We start from the raw sequence: 19,888 nt of genomic DNA, 5'->3' as shown, positions 1-19,888 counted from the left end.
GTAACAACTTCTGGACGTTCTGGTCTTTTTGCTTGTAGCTGACTCTCTCGCCGGTTTATTCTTCTTCGTCTGATAAACGGTGGAATTTAATTAATTCATTAATGGCAACCGGAATTATCGATAGTGCAATCGCCAATAACCAATGATTAAAGCTGATTCGTACTAAGCTAAATAATTCTTGCGTAATTGGTAGAATCGCGATAACAGTCGTAATGACAATGGCCAAAATAGCCATTTCAAAGAGTGATTTGTTTGATTCAAGTTTTACTTTAAAGATAGAACGATCACTTCGAACATTAAAGACGTGGATAATCGATGAATATGCCAATACTAAAAAGGCAACTGTTTGACCGACTTCATGGCTTGCCTCTACCCAGGGACTAATTGAATTCACAAATGTTCCTAAGTAATACCCAATCAAGGTAACTACCGTAAAGATTGACGCGTTCACGCCAATTTTTTGCCAGAGCCCACGTGAAAAGATGCTCTCGCTTGGTGCAATCGGATCTTCATTCATGATTCCTTTTTCAGCTGGTTCTTTTCCTAATGCAAAACCTGGCAAGCCATCCGCTACGACATTGACAAATAGCAATTGCACCGCGGTAAATGGTGCCCCCCAGCCAAATAGCATCGCTAACAACACAATAAAAATCTCAGAAATGTTACAGCTCAAAAGGAAATTGACTGCCTTACGAATATTTTGATAGACGGTACGCCCTTGTGCAATGGCATCGACAATCGTAGCAAAATTGTCATCAGTCAAGACCATATCCGCTGCCCCTTTGGCAACATCAGTCCCGGTAATTCCCATCGCACACCCAACATCACTAGCTTTTAATGCCGGGGCATCGTTTACTCCATCACCGGTCATGGCGACTGTCGCACCTGTCCGTTGCCACGCTTTGACAATTCTGATTTTGTCTTCAGGTGTCACGCGCGCATAGACTGATAGTTGTTTGACTTTTGCATCTAGTTCTTCTTCAGACAATTCACGTAGCTGTGCGCCGGTCATTGCTTCACTGGCTTTTGATAAAATACCTAGCTCTTTGGCAATTGCGCTTGCTGTTACAACGTGGTCACCAGTAATCATGACTGTCTTTATCCCTGCACGCTTGGCACGTGCAATCGCCCCTTTACTTTCCGGACGTGGTGGATCAATCATACCGACCAAGCCTAAGAGATGTAGATCTTTTTCCAGAAATGCTGATGTCAGCTCAGTCGGCTCTTCATCAAATGTCCGGAAGCCGACTGCAATAACGCGTAAGGCTTTTTTCCCAAAGCGATCATTGACGACAGCGGCTTGCTCCACATCACCATAGCGGAAGCGTGGCATCAAGACATCAAAGGCGCCTTTGGTCACAGATAGATACTTCTTGCCATGCTTATGAATCGTTGTCATCATTTTCCGCTCTGAATCAAACGGAAGCTCTCCAATTCGGACATAGGACTCATCTAATTCTTTTTTAGTATGGTAATTTTCTTCTAATGAACGAACAATGGCTACCTCGGTCGGGTTCCCTTTGTAGCTTTTTTCATCGCCCGGCTCGATAATAACATCTGTACATAGTGACGCAAGCTTCAACACTTCGATGGCTTCTTCTGTCATCGCATCTTCCGCATCTACGACCTCATCACCATGGCGCCAAATACGACGGACAGTCATTTTATTTTGCGTTAATGTCCCGGTCTTGTCTGAACAAATCACACTCGCTGATCCTAGTGTCTCTACAGCAGGCAAGCGACGAATGATTGCATGTTTTTTGGCCATTTTTTGGACACCAAAAGCCAATGCTAGTGTAACAATTACCATTAGTGTTTCCGGAACTGCGGCTACTGCTAGTGATACAGCAGTCATAAATAGTTCTAAGACTGGTTCTTCTTGTAAATAACCAATCAAAAAGACAAGCGCAGCGGCACCAATTGCAACAAAACTAATTCGTTTGCCTAATTGATTTAATCTTTTTTGCAAAGGTGTAGCGGTTTGCTTCGTGTCATTTAAGAGACTTGCTACTTTCCCCATCTCAGTCTGCATGCCTGTCGCCGTCACGATCGCTCTTGCACGACCATTAACGACAGTACAGCCTTTGAATACCATATTTAGCTGATCGCCGAGACTCTCGTCTTCCGTCGTCATAAAGTCAGCATTTTTTTCAACAGGTTCGCTTTCCCCGGTTAACGCAGACTCTTCAACACGGAGTTGGGAAGTTTGAGTTAGCCGAGCATCAGCGACGATCATTGAGCCATTTTCCAGAACAAGTATGTCCCCAACGACAACTTCTTCTGCATCTATCTCAGTGACGTGGCCATCCCTCAAAACAGACGTAACTTGCTTATTCATATCTTGCAAGGCTGCAAGTGCTTTTTCCGCATTTCCTTCTTGGACAATTGCTAACACTGAATTAATCACGACAATGGCGATAATTAATAACCCTTCAAATAAATCCCCATGTTCCGTCGATACCGCTGTGTAAAAAGAAATTGCGGCAGCAACTAATAAAATAATCGTAGTAAAGTCCGATAAGCTATGCAAAATCTTACTAATTAATGACTCGCTGGGCGCTTGTTCAAATTGATTGCGTCCATTTTCTTGCAAACGATTCGCCACCTCTTGCGATGTCAACCCATTCTCCATCGATGTTTGCTGCTCTTTGGCGAGTTGCGCGTAATCTTTCTTGTATGCTTCCATTCCATTCCTCCTATACTATTGACGTGCAATTTAACTATAGCATGATTGTTTTATCGGATTCAATGAATACCCCTTGTTAAATCGAAACGTTTACGTTTTTTTAGAAAGCTGGCGACTTTTTTCACTTTCGTTACGAAAAAACGTCCATCCCGAAAAATTCTCTCGAGACGGACGGTATGATTTATTTTACAAACATGGCATCGCCAAAGCTAAAGAAGCGATACTTCTCATTAATAGCGTGTTGGTATGCTTCTAATACAAACTCTCGACCCGCAAAGGCACTCACAAGCATGACTAATGTCGATTTTGGCAAATGAAAATTAGTTGAGAAGGCATCGACTAGTTTAAATTGATAGCCAGGCTTAATGAAGATGTTTGTCCAACCACTATCTGCTTGAATGGCACCATCAAACTTCGTGCCGATGGTTTCTAGCGTGCGAATCGATGTAGTACCGACTGCCACGATTCTTCCGCCTGCGTCACGTACAGCAGTTAACTCATTCGCAGCTTTTTGTGTCAGACGATAAAACTCACTATGCATCTCATGCTCAGCAATATTGTCGACACTGACTGGGCGAAACGTCCCTAAACCAACGTGTAGTGTCAAGTAGACCAAATGCACACCTTTTGCTTGAATTTTTTCTAATAGTTCTTTCGTGAAATGAAGGCCCGCAGTCGGTGCGGCAGCTGAGCCATTTTCTTTGGCATACACCGTTTGATATCGTTCTGGATCTTCCAGACGTTCTTTAATGTATGGCGGCAATGGCATCTCGCCTAGTGATTCCAAAATTTCTAAAAAGATGCCCTCATATACAAAGCGAATCATCCGTCCGCCATGATCCAATTCTTCTTCCACAATAGCTTTTAAGCGACCATCACCAAATGTAATTTCTGTGCCGACTTTGGCACGTTTGGCTGGTTTGATGAGTGTCTCCCACGTATCTCCCTCGGTATTATTTAAAAGCAATATTTCTAAATGAGCACCCGTCTCTTCTTTCACACCATACAAACGAGCTGGCAGTACCCGCGTGTTATTCATAACCAACGCATCACCAGCGTTTAGCTCATCAATAATTTCATAAAAGTGCTTATCCGCCATTTCTTTCGTTTTGCGATCCAAAACTAATAAACGAGAACTTGCTCGGTCAGTCAAAGGGGTCTGTGCAATCAATTCCTCTGGTAAATCAAAATCAAAATCTTCTGTTGTTAACATTCGTTCTCTCTCCTTACTTTCTTGCTCTTTTATTTTAGCATGTTTTGTGGGCCAAAAAGGACTTAAAGCATAAATAATTTAGCTCTAATCATTCCATATAAACCGTGACATAAAATGAGACGTTTTGACCAAAAACCAAAAATCCAAAAGTTTAAGAAACAACTTTCGGATTTTCTGGTCTGTTTACTTATTGCCGAACATTCAGTATCTTACGAATGATTCATCGTGACGCACCCATTTTTTAATGGAAGAGATGGCTTTGTTTTGCTCGTTCGCTCATCCGTTTTTGCAAGTCAGTAACCTTTGGAAATAGATAGATACCGACTGCAGCAAAGCCTACGAACATACAAACTAAAAAGATCAAATCTTGCCAAGCATTCGCCCAATAAATGCCACCCGCCGATTCACGCAATAGATTCACAGCATACGTAAATGGTAAGAGTGGATTAATCATCTGGAAGAACTTTCCGGATACTTGGATAGGATAGTTCCCGCCACCACCAGAAATAGAGAGCACGAGAATAATGATTCCGATTCCCTTACCGATATTACCAAACATGGCGACGAGTACATAAATGATCATCATAAAGCTCAGCGCCACTAAGACCGCAAAGAATACACTCCACGCTGGCTGTCTCACATCTACACCAAGTAAGAAATAATTTCCTAGTGTCACGATCAACGCTTGCCCAATCGCCATTGTCAAAAACGTCAACATACGAGCAATAAATGTTTCTCGCTTGGTGAATTGATTCTTTTGTTTGTCATTGAGGAAGTAACCCGTCGTTGCCACACTCGAGAAGAGCAACGCGCCGACCCAAAGACAAAGAGCCGTGTAAAATGGTGTACTAGCCGAACCATTATTGGCAATCGGGTACATCGTTGTTGTTTTTAGATCGACCGGATTGGTAAAGAAGTCACTTTCTTTTTGAATGTCTTGCTTCATTAATTTAATGACTTGACCTAAATCAATGGTCTCTTCTCCCTTACGGATTGCTTCGGCTGCTTTATGAATTCCTGCTTGAATAGAAGGCCAGTCATTTTGAATGAGGTCGTCTGCTAAATTCAATGCCTTTTCTACGCCAGGGAATTTTTCATTCATCAAGGCAAGCGTTGAGGTCAAATCATTACGTACCGAAGACCAATCGTTTTTCATAAAGTTCGCTGCGAGCTGCAGCTTTTCAGCTACTGTCGGCAATTCATTGTTGTAAAGATCTGCCCCCTTATTGATGGCATCGACAATTTGCGTCATATGGCCATTTAATAAGGTATTCGCATCTGAAAGTTCTTGACGAATCGCTGGTAGCTGCGCCTGATACTTCTCTAAGATACTGATGGCATTTTTCACCGTGCCATGAGTGGCAGTTAGTAATGATTCAAGTTGTTCAAAATTCACTTGTGACATCAACGAAGAGGCAGTCGTTAAGGTATCAATTAACTGATTGACAATTGTCGTGATAGAATCGCCGACATTTAAGGCTTTGACATTGGTAATTGTTGTTTGGACAGCACCGGCTGCTTGATTAGCTGAAGTTAACAGTGCAGAAATATCTGTTTTGATTTGATCAAACTCACCATTTTTAGCCTGTTCTGCTAAGCTTGTCGCTCGTGTAGCAAGATCACTCACTGTCTGTTCTACTGTTTTTAGCTGCTGAATCACACTATCAAGAGCGGTACTTCCTGTCGCCTGCTGCAAATTCTCTAAGAGCGTAATTACAGAATTAAGGAGTGTCGCTTGAGTGTTAAAGTGTGCGGCCAATGCTTCTAGCAAGGTCACAGCTTGCTGTTTCTCCGCATCGGTCAATTCATTTTTATCCAATAAACTTTGTAAATCATTGGTAGTTGTTTGGACATCGCCTGCCGCTTGCGAGATAGCATCTAGCGTAGTATCCACTGAGGTAATAATAGTCGGCAAGGCCGTTTGCAACTGCTTGGCAAAGGCTAGGACAGATTCCGAGGTACCAGATGCCTGACTGCCTAATTTTTCAATCTCTGGCCAGAGTGATTGAACTTTCTCGATAATCGCTAAGCCTTCTTTCGCTTCTGACACCCCTTGATTCATCGTCTGTTCTACTGATGAAAAGTCCTCATTGATTTCAGCTAGTTGATTTCCTGCCGCTTGCAATTCTGGAATTTTCTCTTGGAGTGTCAAAATAACCGCCGCTTGTTTTTCTAGCTCTGGCATTTTGTCATTCAATGCGATAATTTTTTCACCTAAGGCATCCACTTCTGGCAAGTAACTACTAAATTCATTGGCTTTTGCGAGCTTTTCCTTCATCTCAGGTAACTTATCATGAAGTGTGACAATTTCTTCAAGATACCCATTAATTTCAGTCGCGTGTTCATCCGTTGTCAAAATAAGATTTTTCACTTTGTTAATCGAGACTAAGTTTGCTTCAATATCATACCCGACATCCTTTAGGGCTGTAAATAAGGTTGTAGTCGCAGTACTTATAAAGTTTTCAGCGACTTGGTCTTTTAAGCTATTTGCACCTTTATCGGTAATTTTTGGTGCAATGGCATTAATTTTTTCATTAAAATAATAATCAATTTGAGGTTTTTTGATTTCCCCTTTCGTAAAACTGATTAAATCTTCAGAGAAGTTTTTCGGAATATAAATACCAGCATAATACTTACCTGATTTCACTCCTTCTGTAACAGCTTTTTTGGATTTTACAAAGCGCCATCCTAGTTGATCATTTTTCTTTAATTTCTTTAATACTTCTTGGCCGACTTCAATTTTTTTATCATTCAGCGTCGTACCGACATCATCACTATAGATGGCGATTGGAATTTCGCCTGTATTCCCATATGGATCCCAAAGTGCTTTAATATTAAACCACGCATAAAGTGATGGTAAGATCATCAATGCTACGATTAAAAAAGTAGCTAATGGAATTTTAAAAATTCGTTGCCAATCCAACTTATATAAATAGAAAATACGTTTTATTTTTTTCACTTTCTCACCTGCTTTTTTTCAGTCGCTTGCTACTGTATCATATTTTCAAGCTCTGTTTCGACTTTTTTGCTCTCCCATACAGACACTTACTACGATTTGTCTAATAACACAGATTCTTACGTAAAAAATCCAATGAAAAAGATTCTTGTTACTAGTTTATCATGCCTCACGGCGACAAGTTAGTAGCGAGTCTTCTCTTTCACTGGATGTTAACCGTTGTTTAGTTGGACATAGCTGCATTTTTCTGAGCGGCCGTTCGGACGGCCTTGATAGTAGCTGCTCGAAATTGACTTTCTTCTAATGATTGCACTGCTGCAATCGTCGTACCGCCAGGCGAGCAGACTATATCTTTTAATTCACCTGGGTGTTTGCCTGTTTCTAATACCATTTTCGCCGATCCCAAGACCGTCTGTGCAGCAAATTCATAGGCTTGCTTACGTGGCATTCCCTCGGCAACTGCCCCATCAGCTAGGGCCTCAATGAATAGATAGACATATGCTGGCGCTGACCCACTGACACCGACCACTGCATCCATCATAGATTCTGGTACGACTTCTGATTTTCCAAAACTGTCAATTACTGTATGAACTTCTTCCAACACATCAACCGTCACTTCTTTTGAAGGAGAGATACTACTCATACCTGCTCCAACCATAGCTGGTGTATTAGGCATCACGCGAATCACTGGATTACTAATTGTTGCTTGAATTTGTGCAATAGTCACACCTGCTGCAATCGATACGATGACTTGAGTGGGTCTAAGATGATCTTTCATTTGCTCGATTACTTGGGGCACGATTGGTGGCTTGACCGCCAAAATAATTACCTCCACTTCAGCTAAAAAAGTAGCCAAATCCAACTGAGGAGTAACCTGATATGTATGAACGACTTTTTCTAAAGTGGGTGCGTACCGATGATTGTATACTTGAATTTCTTCCGGTGCACATAATTGGGACGCTAAAATACCTTGAATCATCGCTTGGGCCATATTACCGGCACCGATGAACCCTATTTTCTTCATGCTTGTTCCTCCGATTTCGTAAATGATTGTACGCTGTTCTCTTTTATGATTAAGTAGCCACGCTGAGGTGGTCGCATCTGAGTAAATTGCTGAAAGGATAGGAGCAATTGCCACTCTTTATCTCCTTGTTGGAAGACACCGACATAAGTGACCCCATCCGGCTCTTCTTTTTTTGAAAGTTGTGTCAACAAACAATACCCAATCAGTATGCCTCGTTTTGTGCACAATTGCTGGCTTTTCTTTCGTAGGAAATAAACAAAGAAAAACAGGGTAATCAAAACAACACTATAGCCTACTAATTGACTCATTTAGGCAACAATCCATTCTCCGATACTTTGATATCAATCCCGACACTTACTTTGATTGCTTTTTCGACTTCAATCATTTTTTCTTCATCAATGCGATAAATTTTATCCTTTAATCGCGACTTGTCAATTGTGCGAATCTGCTCTGTCAAAATCACGGAATCCCGTTCAAGACCCGATTTTGATGCCGGTAGTGAGATATGGGTCGGTAATTTTGGCTTAGAAATTTTTGCGGTAATCGCAACAACGATAACGGTCGGACTAAAGTGATTTCCTAAATTATTTTGAACGATTAATACTGGTCGAACTCCCCCTTGTTCTGAACCAACAACTGGAGATAAATCTGCAAAGTATACATCTCTCCGTCTTATCATACTCTTCCCCCTATTATTTACTCATATTCTCTTGGCAGTCGCTCAGATAATAAGCAAGCGACTTCATAATGAATCGTACCAATATAGCTTGCAATGTCTTGCAATGAGATAGTTTTGTCTCCATCTGTGCCGATCAGTGTCACCGTCGTGCCTACTGGTATATCAGCGGGTAAGCGAATCATCAATTGATCCATGCAGACACGGCCGACTATTTCACAGAACTGGCCATTTACTAACACATGAAATCCTTGTAACTTTCGGACATAGCCATCCGCATATCCAATCGGTACCGTTCCAATCCATTCATCCTGTGTTGTTTCATATGTATGACCATAGCCAACACCGGATCCACTAGGTAATTGCTTGACCTGAACTAGCTGCGAGGTCAATGACAGTGCGGGCACTAATGAATAGCTCGGCTGAAGTGCATCTGAGGATGGATTCAGGCCATACATAGCTACACCATAGCGAACCAGATTCCCTAATGGCTCATGCCACAACTGAGTCGCGCTATTGGTGACGTGAATATACTGAGGAGCTTCTAATACAGCGATAGTCTCAAAGAAGCGTGCCTTTTGCTCTTGCCAATAGGTCGCATCTGCTTGGTCGGCTGTCGCAAAATGCGTGAATACGCCCTCTAGATAAAATCCCTCTGCTTGCGCTAGTGACACCTCTGCTTGCTTGACCTCGCCTGAATCAATAAAGCCAATACGACCCATCCCTGTCTCAATCGCCAAATGGACAGCAATCGGCTCATCCCATGGGTTTTTAAGATAGGTTTGTTCGGCTTGTTTCAACCAGTCAGTTGAAGCGACTGGAATCGCCAATTGATACTGACTGACAATCGGCAAGTATGCACAATCGACCAATCCTAAAATAAAAACAGGTAAAGTAATACCCGCCTCTCTTAATTCAATCCCTTCATCAATTGTTGCCACACAAAAACCAGCAACGCCTTCTTCTTCCGCAATTTTTGCTACTTGAACGGCACCATGTCCATAGCCATTTGCCTTTATTACTGCAAATAATGATTGATCTGCGGATAAATGCTCTTGAACAGTCCGTAAATTTTCACGAATGGCCTCTGTATGGATGGTAATCCGCGTGGGACGATAGATGGATTTCACCATACTCGTTACCTTCTTTCTATTCCTCTAGGATAATTTGTGCAAAGATCATGATATCTGTATGAGTAATACTGACATGTGCAACACCTGACTGAAATGGCGAACGCGTCACAATTGGTGCACCGGCTTCATTTGCCAAAACTTCGATGTCTTGAAAACTCACCTTGCCAATACCAGTCCCCCATGCTTTTGAAAACGCCTCTTTGCATGCAAAGCGACCGCCTAAAAATTCCACTTGACGATGAAAAGGCAACCGATCATACCATTCCAACTCTTTTGAAGTCAAAACTCTTTTCGCAAATTGCGGCTTTTCTTTTACAATTTTTGCCATGCGCTCTGTTTCGACCGCATCAATGCCAATTCCCTTTATCATACTTCAATTGTCCTTCCTTAGTTAGTCTTATTCTACCCAAAAAAAGCGAGAAAATACAGAGGAATTTTCCTCACTCTTCGAATTCCTACTACCGAACAAAAAAAGCTATCGAAGCCCCTAATTTTGTAGGCTTCGATAGCTATCTTCATTAATCTTGGTTAGAGCGGATGACAAAGCTGCGTTTGCTGCTGTCATTTGTGCGACGACTTTTCTTGTAGCCATCTTCACGGTTGCGGTTAGCCGGCTTGCGGTTACGGCTACCATTTTCGCCATCACGGCTATAACGGTTGTCGCGATTTTCTCCTCGACCGCCACGGCTATCACGACGGCGATTGTTGTTGCCTCTGCGGTTGCCGCCACCATTTCCACCACGATTGCCAAAGTTTTTCTTCCCTTGTGGCAATGGTCTTTCAGGTGTAATTTTGACTGGCACTAAGTCAGTTGGGTCTTTGGCTAGTATTTTCACTAGTAAAGCAGCCAAATCTTGTGCAGAGTAGCGTTCAAGCAAATCATCTGCAGCAGATAGGTAACGGTCCAAGCCGTTTTCATCCATTTTTGATTCAATTTCTTCCAAAGCAGCACCAAGTTGTCCTTTAAATGCTTCTTTTTCGGTTGGTGGACGTAATGGTGTCATGCGTTTTTTCGTTAAGTTTTCGATAGTATGCAAGTAGCTCATTTCGTTTGGTGTCACGAATGTTACAGACATCCCACCTTTACCGGCACGGCCTGTACGTCCAATCCGGTGAACATAGCTTTCTGGATCTTGAGGGATATCATAGTTGTACACGTGTGTCACACCTGAAATGTCCAATCCACGAGCAGCCACGTCAGTCGCTACTAAAATATCTAAGTTCCCATTTTTAAAGCTACGTAGGACACTCATCCGTTTTTGTTGAGATAAGTCACCATGGATGCCTTCAGCTTTATAGCCACGTGTTTCTAGTCCACGAGCTAATTCATCTACACGGCGTTTTGTACGACCGAAAATGATCGTCAATTCTGGTGTTTGCACATCCAATAAACGTGTCATAATATCAAATTTTTCAAAGTCTTTTGAGCGAACATAATATTGATCAATTAGGTCTGCTGTCATTTCTTTGGCTTTGATTTTTACGTGTTCAGGATTTTGCATGAATTTCACGCCGATACTTTTAATTGCTGGTGGCATAGTTGCAGAAAATAATAATGTTTGACGAGTCGAAGGTACTTTAGAGATGATTGATTCAATATCTTCTAAAAATCCCATGTTTAACATTTCATCTGCTTCATCCAATACTAAGGTTTCGACAGTTTCCAATTTTAGGGTGTGGCGATTAATATGGTCTAACATACGTCCTGGTGTACCCACAACGATATGTGGACGGTCTTTTAATTGACGGATTTGGCGGCCAATATCTGCTCCACCGTAAACTGCCATTACACGAACCTTTTTATCTTTACCTAGACGATACAGTTCTTCTTGTGTTTGGATTGCTAATTCACGTGTTGGTGAAATAACCAATCCTTGAAGATGGGAACTGCTCGTATCAATTTTTTCTAACATTGGTAAACCAAATGCTGCCGTTTTACCGGTACCAGTCTGTGCTTGACCAATCACATCTCTTCCTGATAATGCTAAAGGAATTGTTTCAGATTGAATCGGTGTTGCTTCCTCAAATCCTGAGCGTTCTACCGCTGTTAACAATTCTGGTGAAAGTTCTAATTCTTTAAATTTCAAATGAATCCTCCTATTATTTCCTCATACAGTTCATCTGTACGGTCCCTCTGTTCTGATTTCAGCGGGCATGTATTCTTTGAGGTGTTCGTAGTTCTCATCTACCGTCATCCAAGGTAGATACACACCGAAAAACCACCTCTTGAAGGCATTAGAAAAGGCTAGGACAAAATTGTACAGCCTTTCGTCTCAGCCTAGCTTTGAATATACAGTAGAATAAATTCTACTAGCTATCTATTAGTTCCTTAATTAAAAGGGTCAATCCGTTTCTAAATGAATACTTCATCTTTCGGCACGTAGATCATTGTATCATAGCTTGAAATTTTCATCAAGTTTACAGTCTTTCATTTCAAACGTTATCAGCAAATTGAGCTGTCGCCATCTCGTGCATTATTTGTTGCTTCAATTGCTCAGATGCATAAGAATACTGTATCGCATCTTGATTCATTTTTTGGATATCTTGCCAGCTTAATTGATGTGCTTGGCTAATTTGCCAATACTCGTTAGTTAAGGTCGTATCAGACACCGTGCGATTGTCCGTATTTAAGCAGACCTTTAAGCCATTACGTAGCCAGTCTTTGATCGGATAATCTTGGTAGTCAGCCACCGCTTTGGTCTGAATATTGCTCGTCGGACATCCTTCAATACAGACCGAGTGACTCGCGCAATCCATTTGTGCTTGCTGATTGTTTTTTAGCGCAATCCCATGCCCAATGCGTGTTGCTCCAAAGGCAATCGCTTGATAAATATTCGCCACACAGCCGCATTCACCCGCATGTAGCGTAAATGGAATGGTTTTTTCTTCTATATAAATACGTAAATTATCACCTAGCTCTTCTAAGTACGCATCTTCTTCCGGTCCAGCTAAATCAAACCCTACTACCTTCTCTTCTGAGCAATCGAGACTCTCTTGAAAGACTTGAGCAATCGCCCGTGCTTCTTCTTGGCGCATACCAATAATCAAAATATTACCATCGATGGGATATTGTTTCTCTGCTTGGGCAATGCCTTTTGCGACAGCTTCGATTGTCTCAATCACCGTCAACCCTTTCGCCATTGAAAGACTCGGTGCAAAGCGAATTTCAATATAGCGTACGCCGTCTTCAGCTGCTTGCTCCATTACATCGAAGGCCGCCATTTCAAGTGCCTTTTTGGTCTGTAAGTAAGGCAATACGAAATCAAAACACTGCAAATATTCAGCTAAATTTCGACAATCCTTTGGCGCTTGCATCTGTTGACGTATGTCATCTATGTTGGATATGGACATGTGTTGCTCCTGAGCAATAGCTTGCAGCGTTTCTGGTCGAATCGAGCCATCCAAGTGACAATGCAACTCAGCTTTGGGGAATTTTTTTAGGGTTTGATAAGTGATCATGCGAACCTCCTGAAAAGTATATTGTTCGCATTATAGCGATATTCCAGATGATAGTAAAGGATATCTTCTTAAGATTAGGATTGTTTTCATTTAATTTTCCTAATTTTTTCATTTTTTTAAAAATGAGCCACAAACAAATAACAGGAACTCCCAAAGTTTGCGGGTAAACTTTGGGAGTTCCTGTTTTTTACTTCCAGCTGAGACTGTATCAGCCGCTAACGTTGTTATTCAGTTTCACTTGTCAGTGCATCAACAACTTGATTCAATTTCATCCCGTTGCTTCCTTTTAATAGCAGCATATCGGCTGGTTGAAGTAATTGCTTTAAGTCCTCAATCAGTGCCGCTAATTCATTTGCATCATACAGTTGGAGCGGAACGTCACTGTCTCTAGCAGCTAATTCTTTGGCCAAATAATCCATTTGTTCTCCGACTAAAAATAAGCCATCATAATTTTGGACGTGATCAGCCATCGCCGCATGCATGACTGATGATTCTGGTCCTAACTCAAGCATGTCCGCTAGTACTGCAAAGCGTCGGCCTTGGACTGGCAGTTTGCCAAAGCTATCTAATACCAACCCCATAGCAGTAGGATTGGCATTATAGACATCACTTAAAAGCCGTGTCCCATTTTCCATCTCTAGCCACTGCGTACGATTTTGGGTCACTTGCACGTTTTTCAGTCCATTGGCGATTTGCTCAGGTGTGACGCCAAATTTTTCACCAATACTATACGCAATTAAGGCATTTTTGACATTGTATGTTCCTAATAAAGGTATGCGGTAGTCTTGCTCCTTCACGGAAAATACCGTTTGTTCCGCATGCTCTTCAAGAATATGCGCAGCGACATCGCCTGCATCTATTCCAAACGTCACGACTTGTTGCGTCATCCCTTGGACAAATGGGGCTAACAATGGCTCATCGCAAGGAATAATCAAGCACCCATCCGCTGCCAATGCTGTCGCAATCTCCATTTTCCCTTGGGCAATCTTTGCTCTAGACCCTAAGTTTTCAATGTGTGCTTCACCAATCATCGTAATGGCTGCGATATCTGGTCTGGCAATTGTGGAGAGGGTCGTAAGGTCACCTGCATGATCCATCCCCATTTCAAGCACGACAACTTCGGTATCTTTTGGCATGTGTAAGATGGTGTAAGGCAAGCCAATTTCGTTGTTATAATTTCCTTGTGTTTTATAGGTGCGGAATGCTTGTGACAACACAGATGCCGTAAGATCTTTGGTCGTCGTCTTCCCGTTACTCCCCGTAATAGCGACAACTTTTGGTGCAAGCAACTCACGGTAATACGTCGCTAGTTTTTGCATCGCTTCTAGACAATCAGTCACCTGAATGACTGTGATGTCTTCTGGTTGGTCTTGCACACTCCAAAACGTTGCAATCGCTCCAGAAGCAATCGCTTGGTTAATAAAGGTATGCCCATCCCTGGCACCGGCTAATGGGACAAATAAACTTCCTGCCACTACTTTGCGGCTATCAAATTCGACACTTGTGACAATCCGACTATCTTCTACTTCAAGACCAAATAATTGGGCCACTTCTTTTACTGTAAACATCTGGCTCTCCTTTAAAAAAGAGCAAAGCCACTAATAAGCGGTTGCTCTTTCCTCGTTTATTCGTTCATAACATCCATTAATAATGCTTGTCGTTGTTCAAAGCGATTCATTCCTAGTTGAATTAATTCCTCAATTAAATCACCATACTTCAGTCCAGTTTGCTCCCATAACGAAGGATACATACTAAATTGGGTAAATCCTGGCATGGTATTTAATTCATTTAAGAACAATTCATTTTTGCTAGTCAAAAAGAAATCACACCGGCTTAACCCACTACCACCTAGCATCGTGTAGGCTTTTTTGGCATACTCTTGTGCTTTCACTTGAACTTCATCAGGTACAGATGCTGGGATTTGCATTTCAATTTTGTTATCAATGTATTTCGAATTGTAATCATAAAACGCAACGTCTTTAACAATTTCTCCAGCCATTGTCGTGCGCACATCTTCGTTTCCAAGAATGGCCACTTCAATTTCTCTAGCTTCAATTCCTTGCTCAATCACTGCACGCGTATCGTATTGATAGGCTTCCTCTAACGCATGCTGTAATTCTTCGCGGTTTTCAGCTTTTGAAATACCTACACTCGAACCCATATTGGCTGGCTTAACAAACATCGGATAAAGCATTGATCCCTCGCATTGTTCGAAAACTTGCTTTGGATTTTCTTTCCATTGATGCTTTAAGACAGGCACATACGGCACTTGAGGAATACCTGCTGCTTGTAAAATGTACTTCGTCATAATTTTGTCCATTCCACACGCACTCGTTACGACACCAGCACCCACATATGGCATGCCGATGGTTTCCAAAAAGCCTTGGATTGTCCCATCTTCACCATTTGGTCCATGTAAGAGTGGGAAGACAATTGCTTCTTCTTGCTTGATTTCACTCGGATGAATTTCTTTTGCTGATGCTTGTTCACCTTTCCAGGTTAATTGCAAGATATCTTTGGACTCTGGCTTCTCTGTCAAGAGCGGACCTTTCACCCATTCACCCTTCTTAGAAATAAATACCAACTGAACTTGGTAATACTCATAATAGATTGCTTGTAAAACAGAAAAAGCAGACAAAACGGATACTTCATGCTCCGCGCTTTTTCCCCCATATAACAAAATAATTTTCAAAAGTTTTTCCTCCTGTAAGGTCACTTTCCAGTAATTTTCTCCCTTATTTTAGCATAAAAACAAGAATATGCCACTAACCCATCCAAAATAATCCAAGCAATTCCGTGCCATTTACTTTAAACTTTTGGTTAACTCTTCGCGTAAAATACGCAAAAAGATTTGGCGATCCTGCTGTGTAAATGCACTAGGTCCTTTCACTCTGCGATGTTGCTTTCGCATCTGCGCATGCTCAAAGCGCTGTAGCAATAGTAGATCAATCGTCTCAGAAAGATACTCCTTGCCTGAGTGGTGAAACACACGCACACCCTTAGGCAATAACAGTGAAGCCAGCCCATAATCTTGCGTAATCACCCAATCATCTGCTTGTACAAGCTTAACAATTTCATAATCTGCCCGATCTGCACCTTTTTCTACATAAATCAAGGAGACAAAATCCGGATAGTCTTTGACCGTATAGTGAGCAATACTCGTTACAATGACGACTGCTAATTGACATTCTTTGGCTACTTGGATGACTTCGTTTTTTACCGGTGAGCCATCTCCATCAATCATAATGCGCAACGCATTTCCCTCACTTTTCTTTGAAATAAAAAAAGCCAACAGACTCTCATCTGTTGGCTAGCCAGTGTTATTTCTAACAGATGACACCATTTCCACATAGCTGTCATCCGACACCCTACAATCCGGTAGGCGAGAATCTCTTGTGCCTCTGGTTGAGTGGTTAGCATACGCTAACTTCCTCGGCTCATCGCATACCAGTTATCATAACACAAAAGTTGACAAAAAACTAGTTTGCTTCAGCTTTTAAGATTGTTTTGACCTTTGTTGTAATCAAATCAATCGCCACATGATTCTTACCACCCTCTGGCACAATCACATCTGCGTAGCGCTTAGTAGGCTCGATGAACTGATGATACATTGGTTTCACCACTGATAAATATTGATGAATAACTGAGTCCAATGTCCGACCACGCTCTTCCATGTCACGCTTAATCCGGCGAATAATGCGGATATCATCATCGGTATCGACATAAATTTTGATATCCATCAAGTCACGCAAACGCTCATCTTCTAAAATCATGATTCCTTCTAAGATAATGACCTCTTTAGGCTCTTGATGTACCACTTGATCACTGCGCGTATGTGCCACGTAGTCATATACTGGGATATCGATTGCTTGGTAGGCTAACAATTGTTCCAAATGGGCAATCAACAAATCCGTATCGAAGGCTAGCGGATGATCATAGTTTGTCTCCAAGCGCTCATCAAAGCTTAAGGAACTTTGATCTTTGTAGTACGAGTCATGCTCAAGCATCATAATGGAATGATTTGGGAAATGATCAAGAATTGCGCGACTCACACTTGTCTTCCCACTTCCTGATCCTCCAGTTACGCCAATAATAATCGGTTGCTTCTTGCCCATTCCATTACCTCTTTCATTCACATTTTTACACTGTTATCTATTATAGCGAAAATCTCAAAAAATACCATGTATAACAGCCGATTTTCTTTGAAAGATGTGTTAGATTTTTTTCAATAAGTATGGCAACTCCGTCAAGTGCTGAATCCAATACGTGCTATTGGTAGATGGGGTGGGGTGCAAATAAATCGTATCAATCCCACTTTGGTGACCACCTTGAATATCAGAAGTCAGTGAGTCCCCGATAATGACAAATTGCTCTTTCATTATGCCTGGATTTTCGGAAAAGACTTGCTCAAAGAAGCGTGGATCAGGTTTTCGGACACCTAAGTCTCCTGATACAAATAGTTTATCAAAATAAGGCAAGAGTTGCGCTTTAGCTAGTCGCTCTCTTTGTGTCTTCCCATCGCCATTTGACACAATTTGCAGTGAATATCCTTGCTTAAAAAGTCCTTGAATCACTTCTAAGCTCGCGCCCAAGCGTTGATGTTGCTGAGTAAGACTCGCTCGAAAGGTGCTGTCTAGTATCGCAGCGTCACCGACTAATTGACAATCACACAACGTCTGAGCAAAGCGCCAGATTAACCACTGCTCTCGAGTAGCCCGACTTTTTTCAATTTGCTGCCAAGCGAGTTGATTATATGTATGATATGTTTTAGCTGTTCGCTTAGTTAATGGTACTTGCTGCTCAGAAAAAGCACTCTTCAAAGCTGCCGCCTCTGCCGCTTGGAAGTCGAGTAATGTATCATCCACATCAAATAATAATACTTGGTACATCTTTGTTGCCACCTTCCATAAAGGGTCGTAATGCTTCTAATTCATGTTTCGTCAGTGCCCGATATTCCCCGACAGGCAACGTCTTGAGTTCAAGAGGACCAAAGCTGATTCGCTTCAAAAAGGTCACTTTTTTCCCACAAGCTAAGAACATTTTTTTCACTTGATGAAATTTTCCTTCTGATAAGACGACTTCCGCCTCACTCTCATCATCATGACAGCTCTTTAAAAGAAGCTGCGCTGGCAGACAGCGCGTCCCGCCGTGAAAAACAATGCCCTCTGAAAAGGCCTGTACGTCCTTTTCAGTCAAGCGCGCATTCACTCGGACACTGTACTTTTTATCGACTTTCTTCGTTGGATGAAGAAGTTGATACCCCAGAGGTCCATTCGTCGTCACTAAGACCAATCCTTCTGTATCGCGATCCAGCCGCCCCACTGCATACAGCCCAGCTACCAGATCGTCTGTGGCGAATAAATCAAAAATCGTTTGCACCACTTTATCATGATTGGCAGTAACGTACCCAGCTGGCTTGTTCAACAGCCAGTAGCGTTCATACCACTTGACTACTTGGCCATCAACAGTTAAACAGTGGAGATGACTATCAACATTAAAAGACTGATTACGCATGATTTCTCCGTCAATCTGCACCAATCCTTTGGCAAATAGTCGTTTCATTTCTTTCCTACTTGTGTGTAGCTGTGTCTCAATTACTTTGTCAATTCGCATGTATTCCCTACTTTTATTCGTAATTTTTTATCATTATACCGTAGCTGCCATTGTGAAAAAAGGGTTATCGTTTGACTTTGAATTTGAAAAGGCCTATCGTTAATAGTGTAAAGTAAATAAGTTTCTCATACACAGCGTTATAACCTGGTGGAGAAAAGTTAAAAAAACTTTTTGGGGTAGCTGTGACTAGCTACCCTCTTTTTGCGTGTCTCACGTACCACTTAATGTGCAAGAGTAACAAAATTTGCTTAAAAACTACTACCCATTTGGTAGGAAATTTAGGAGGAATTGAGTTATGTCAGTATCATTGGAAGTAAGTAAGAGAGAAGTTCGCCCCCGTTCTTTACGGAACAAATTACGTCACGAAGGAAAAATTCCTGCAGTTGTGAATGGTTACCAAATCGAAAGTACAGCCATCTCACTTGATAGTGCAGAAATTGAAAAAGTATTGCGTCAACATGGATTGAATACTGTATTAACCATGAGTATCGATGGTAAAAAAGTCAATACGTTGATCCATAACTATACGACTGATACCTTCACTTCAAAATTAACTCACATTGAATTTTTATCTGTCAACATGAACGAAGTCACTGAAGTCGAAGCCGAAGTTGTTTTAGTCGGTGAAGCTGCTGGTGTGCGTGCCGGTGGAGTCTTAACCCAAACATTGTACAGTGTGACAGTCGCTGCAACACCAGACAAATTACCAGAAAATGTCGAAGTAGACGTAACAGACTTAGAAATTGGTCAATCACTAAGCGTGGCAGACTTGAAAGTTGATGGTGATTACGAAATCGTCACTGATGCAGAAGAACAAGTCGTTACAATCACTGAAGCACAAGTAGAGGAAGAAGAAACAACTGAAGAAGCTTCAGAACCAGAAGTTATTGGTGAAAAAGAAGAAGAATAATTAACTTTAAGGGTCGAACATAGTGTTCGACCCTTTTTTGAAATGAACGTTCAAAGTTAGCCATTTTTGTTACAATTTCTTTTTTTGTACGCTATTTTTTACTTTTTTATTCTCTCAAAATTTCTAGAATGTTGGCGAATAGTCACATTCTGGAAATTTTTTTAGAATCTCGTTTGATAGTTTAAATTTAATAAGTTATTTAATAGTCAGGGAGGTTC

The 19,888-nt window shown here is 41.6% G+C and carries 17 protein-coding genes; 1 reads left to right on the top strand and 16 read right to left on the bottom strand.

From position 1 onward, the window contains the following. Nucleotides 1-55: 55 nt before the first annotated feature. The 16 genes from NE257_RS00365 to NE257_RS00290 all read right to left on the bottom strand — a co-directional run bounded on the left by NE257_RS00365 (nt 56) and on the right by NE257_RS00290 (nt 18,760). Nucleotides 56-2,686 (bottom strand): calcium-translocating P-type ATPase, PMCA-type, encoded by a 2,631-nt coding sequence (locus tag NE257_RS00365; protein ID WP_251885534.1) that lies wholly within the window; start codon nt 2,684-2,686, stop codon nt 56-58. Between the two features lie 181 nt (nt 2,687-2,867). Then, on the bottom strand, nt 2,868-3,899 hold the full coding sequence (gene queA, locus NE257_RS00360) for a tRNA preQ1(34) S-adenosylmethionine ribosyltransferase-isomerase QueA (RefSeq protein WP_251885533.1): 1,032 nt from the start codon (nt 3,897-3,899) through the stop codon (nt 2,868-2,870). A gap of 241 nt (nt 3,900-4,140) precedes the next feature. Next, complete coding sequence (locus NE257_RS00355; RefSeq protein ID WP_251885531.1) at nt 4,141-6,858, bottom strand: YhgE/Pip family protein; 2,718 nt, start codon at nt 6,856-6,858, stop codon at nt 4,141-4,143. 220 nt (nt 6,859-7,078) lie between these two features. Next, a complete protein-coding gene (gene proC, locus NE257_RS00350) occupies nt 7,079-7,879 on the bottom strand; it encodes a pyrroline-5-carboxylate reductase (protein ID WP_251854569.1) in 801 nt (266 codons plus the stop codon). After that, nucleotides 7,876-8,187, bottom strand: a complete 312-nt coding sequence (locus NE257_RS00345; protein WP_251885530.1) for a hypothetical protein — start codon at nt 8,185-8,187, stop codon at nt 7,876-7,878. The genes proC and NE257_RS00345 overlap by 4 nt, the downstream gene beginning before the upstream one ends. Then, entirely contained in the window at nt 8,184-8,558 is a 375-nt protein-coding gene (locus tag NE257_RS00340; protein ID WP_007209139.1) for a type II toxin-antitoxin system PemK/MazF family toxin, read from the bottom strand. The genes NE257_RS00345 and NE257_RS00340 overlap by 4 nt, the downstream gene beginning before the upstream one ends. 17 nt (nt 8,559-8,575) lie before the next feature. Further along, entirely contained in the window at nt 8,576-9,688 is a 1,113-nt protein-coding gene (alr, locus tag NE257_RS00335; RefSeq protein ID WP_251851023.1) for an alanine racemase, read from the bottom strand. Between the two features lie 16 nt (nt 9,689-9,704). Further along, complete coding sequence (acpS, locus tag NE257_RS00330; RefSeq protein ID WP_007209141.1) at nt 9,705-10,058, bottom strand: holo-ACP synthase; 354 nt, start codon at nt 10,056-10,058, stop codon at nt 9,705-9,707. A 148-nt stretch (nt 10,059-10,206) separates the two neighbouring features. Beyond that, on the bottom strand, nt 10,207-11,775 hold the full coding sequence (gene cshA, locus NE257_RS00325; RefSeq protein WP_251885529.1) for a degradosome RNA helicase CshA: 1,569 nt from the start codon (nt 11,773-11,775) through the stop codon (nt 10,207-10,209). A gap of 346 nt (nt 11,776-12,121) precedes the next feature. After that, entirely contained in the window at nt 12,122-13,147 is a 1,026-nt protein-coding gene (add, locus tag NE257_RS00320) for an adenosine deaminase (RefSeq protein ID WP_251885528.1), read from the bottom strand. A gap of 224 nt (nt 13,148-13,371) precedes the next feature. After that, complete coding sequence (locus NE257_RS00315; RefSeq protein ID WP_251885527.1) at nt 13,372-14,715, bottom strand: UDP-N-acetylmuramoyl-tripeptide--D-alanyl-D-alanine ligase; 1,344 nt, start codon at nt 14,713-14,715, stop codon at nt 13,372-13,374. 56 nt (nt 14,716-14,771) lie between these two features. Beyond that, a complete protein-coding gene (locus NE257_RS00310) occupies nt 14,772-15,839 on the bottom strand; it encodes a D-alanine--D-alanine ligase (protein WP_251885526.1) in 1,068 nt (355 codons plus the stop codon). Nucleotides 15,840-15,950: 111 nt separating this feature from the next. Continuing rightward, complete coding sequence (locus tag NE257_RS00305; RefSeq protein ID WP_251869565.1) at nt 15,951-16,400, bottom strand: YaiI/YqxD family protein; 450 nt, start codon at nt 16,398-16,400, stop codon at nt 15,951-15,953. Between the two features lie 226 nt (nt 16,401-16,626). Then, a complete protein-coding gene (udk, locus tag NE257_RS00300; protein WP_251869566.1) occupies nt 16,627-17,262 on the bottom strand; it encodes a uridine kinase in 636 nt (211 codons plus the stop codon). Between the two features lie 99 nt (nt 17,263-17,361). Further along, nucleotides 17,362-18,036, bottom strand: a complete 675-nt coding sequence (locus NE257_RS00295) for a YjjG family noncanonical pyrimidine nucleotidase (RefSeq protein WP_251885525.1) — start codon at nt 18,034-18,036, stop codon at nt 17,362-17,364. Further along, nucleotides 18,014-18,760 carry a pseudouridine synthase gene (locus NE257_RS00290; RefSeq protein ID WP_251885524.1) on the bottom strand — a complete coding sequence of 249 codons (747 nt, stop codon included), beginning with the start codon at nt 18,758-18,760 and terminating at the stop codon, nt 18,014-18,016. The genes NE257_RS00295 and NE257_RS00290 overlap by 23 nt, the downstream gene beginning before the upstream one ends. Before the next feature lie 295 nt (nt 18,761-19,055). Between NE257_RS00290 and NE257_RS00285 the strand changes: the two genes are divergently transcribed. Beyond that, nucleotides 19,056-19,670, top strand: a complete 615-nt coding sequence (locus NE257_RS00285; protein WP_251850948.1) for a 50S ribosomal protein L25/general stress protein Ctc — start codon at nt 19,056-19,058, stop codon at nt 19,668-19,670. Nucleotides 19,671-19,888 lie beyond the last annotated feature (218 nt).

It is taken from the genome of Enterococcus italicus (assembly GCF_023743875.1).
Lineage (GTDB): Bacteria > Bacillota > Bacilli > Lactobacillales > Enterococcaceae > Enterococcus_G > Enterococcus_G italicus.
Note: the sequence above shows the minus strand (reverse complement) of the source record. Positions and strands in the feature narration are given on the sequence as shown.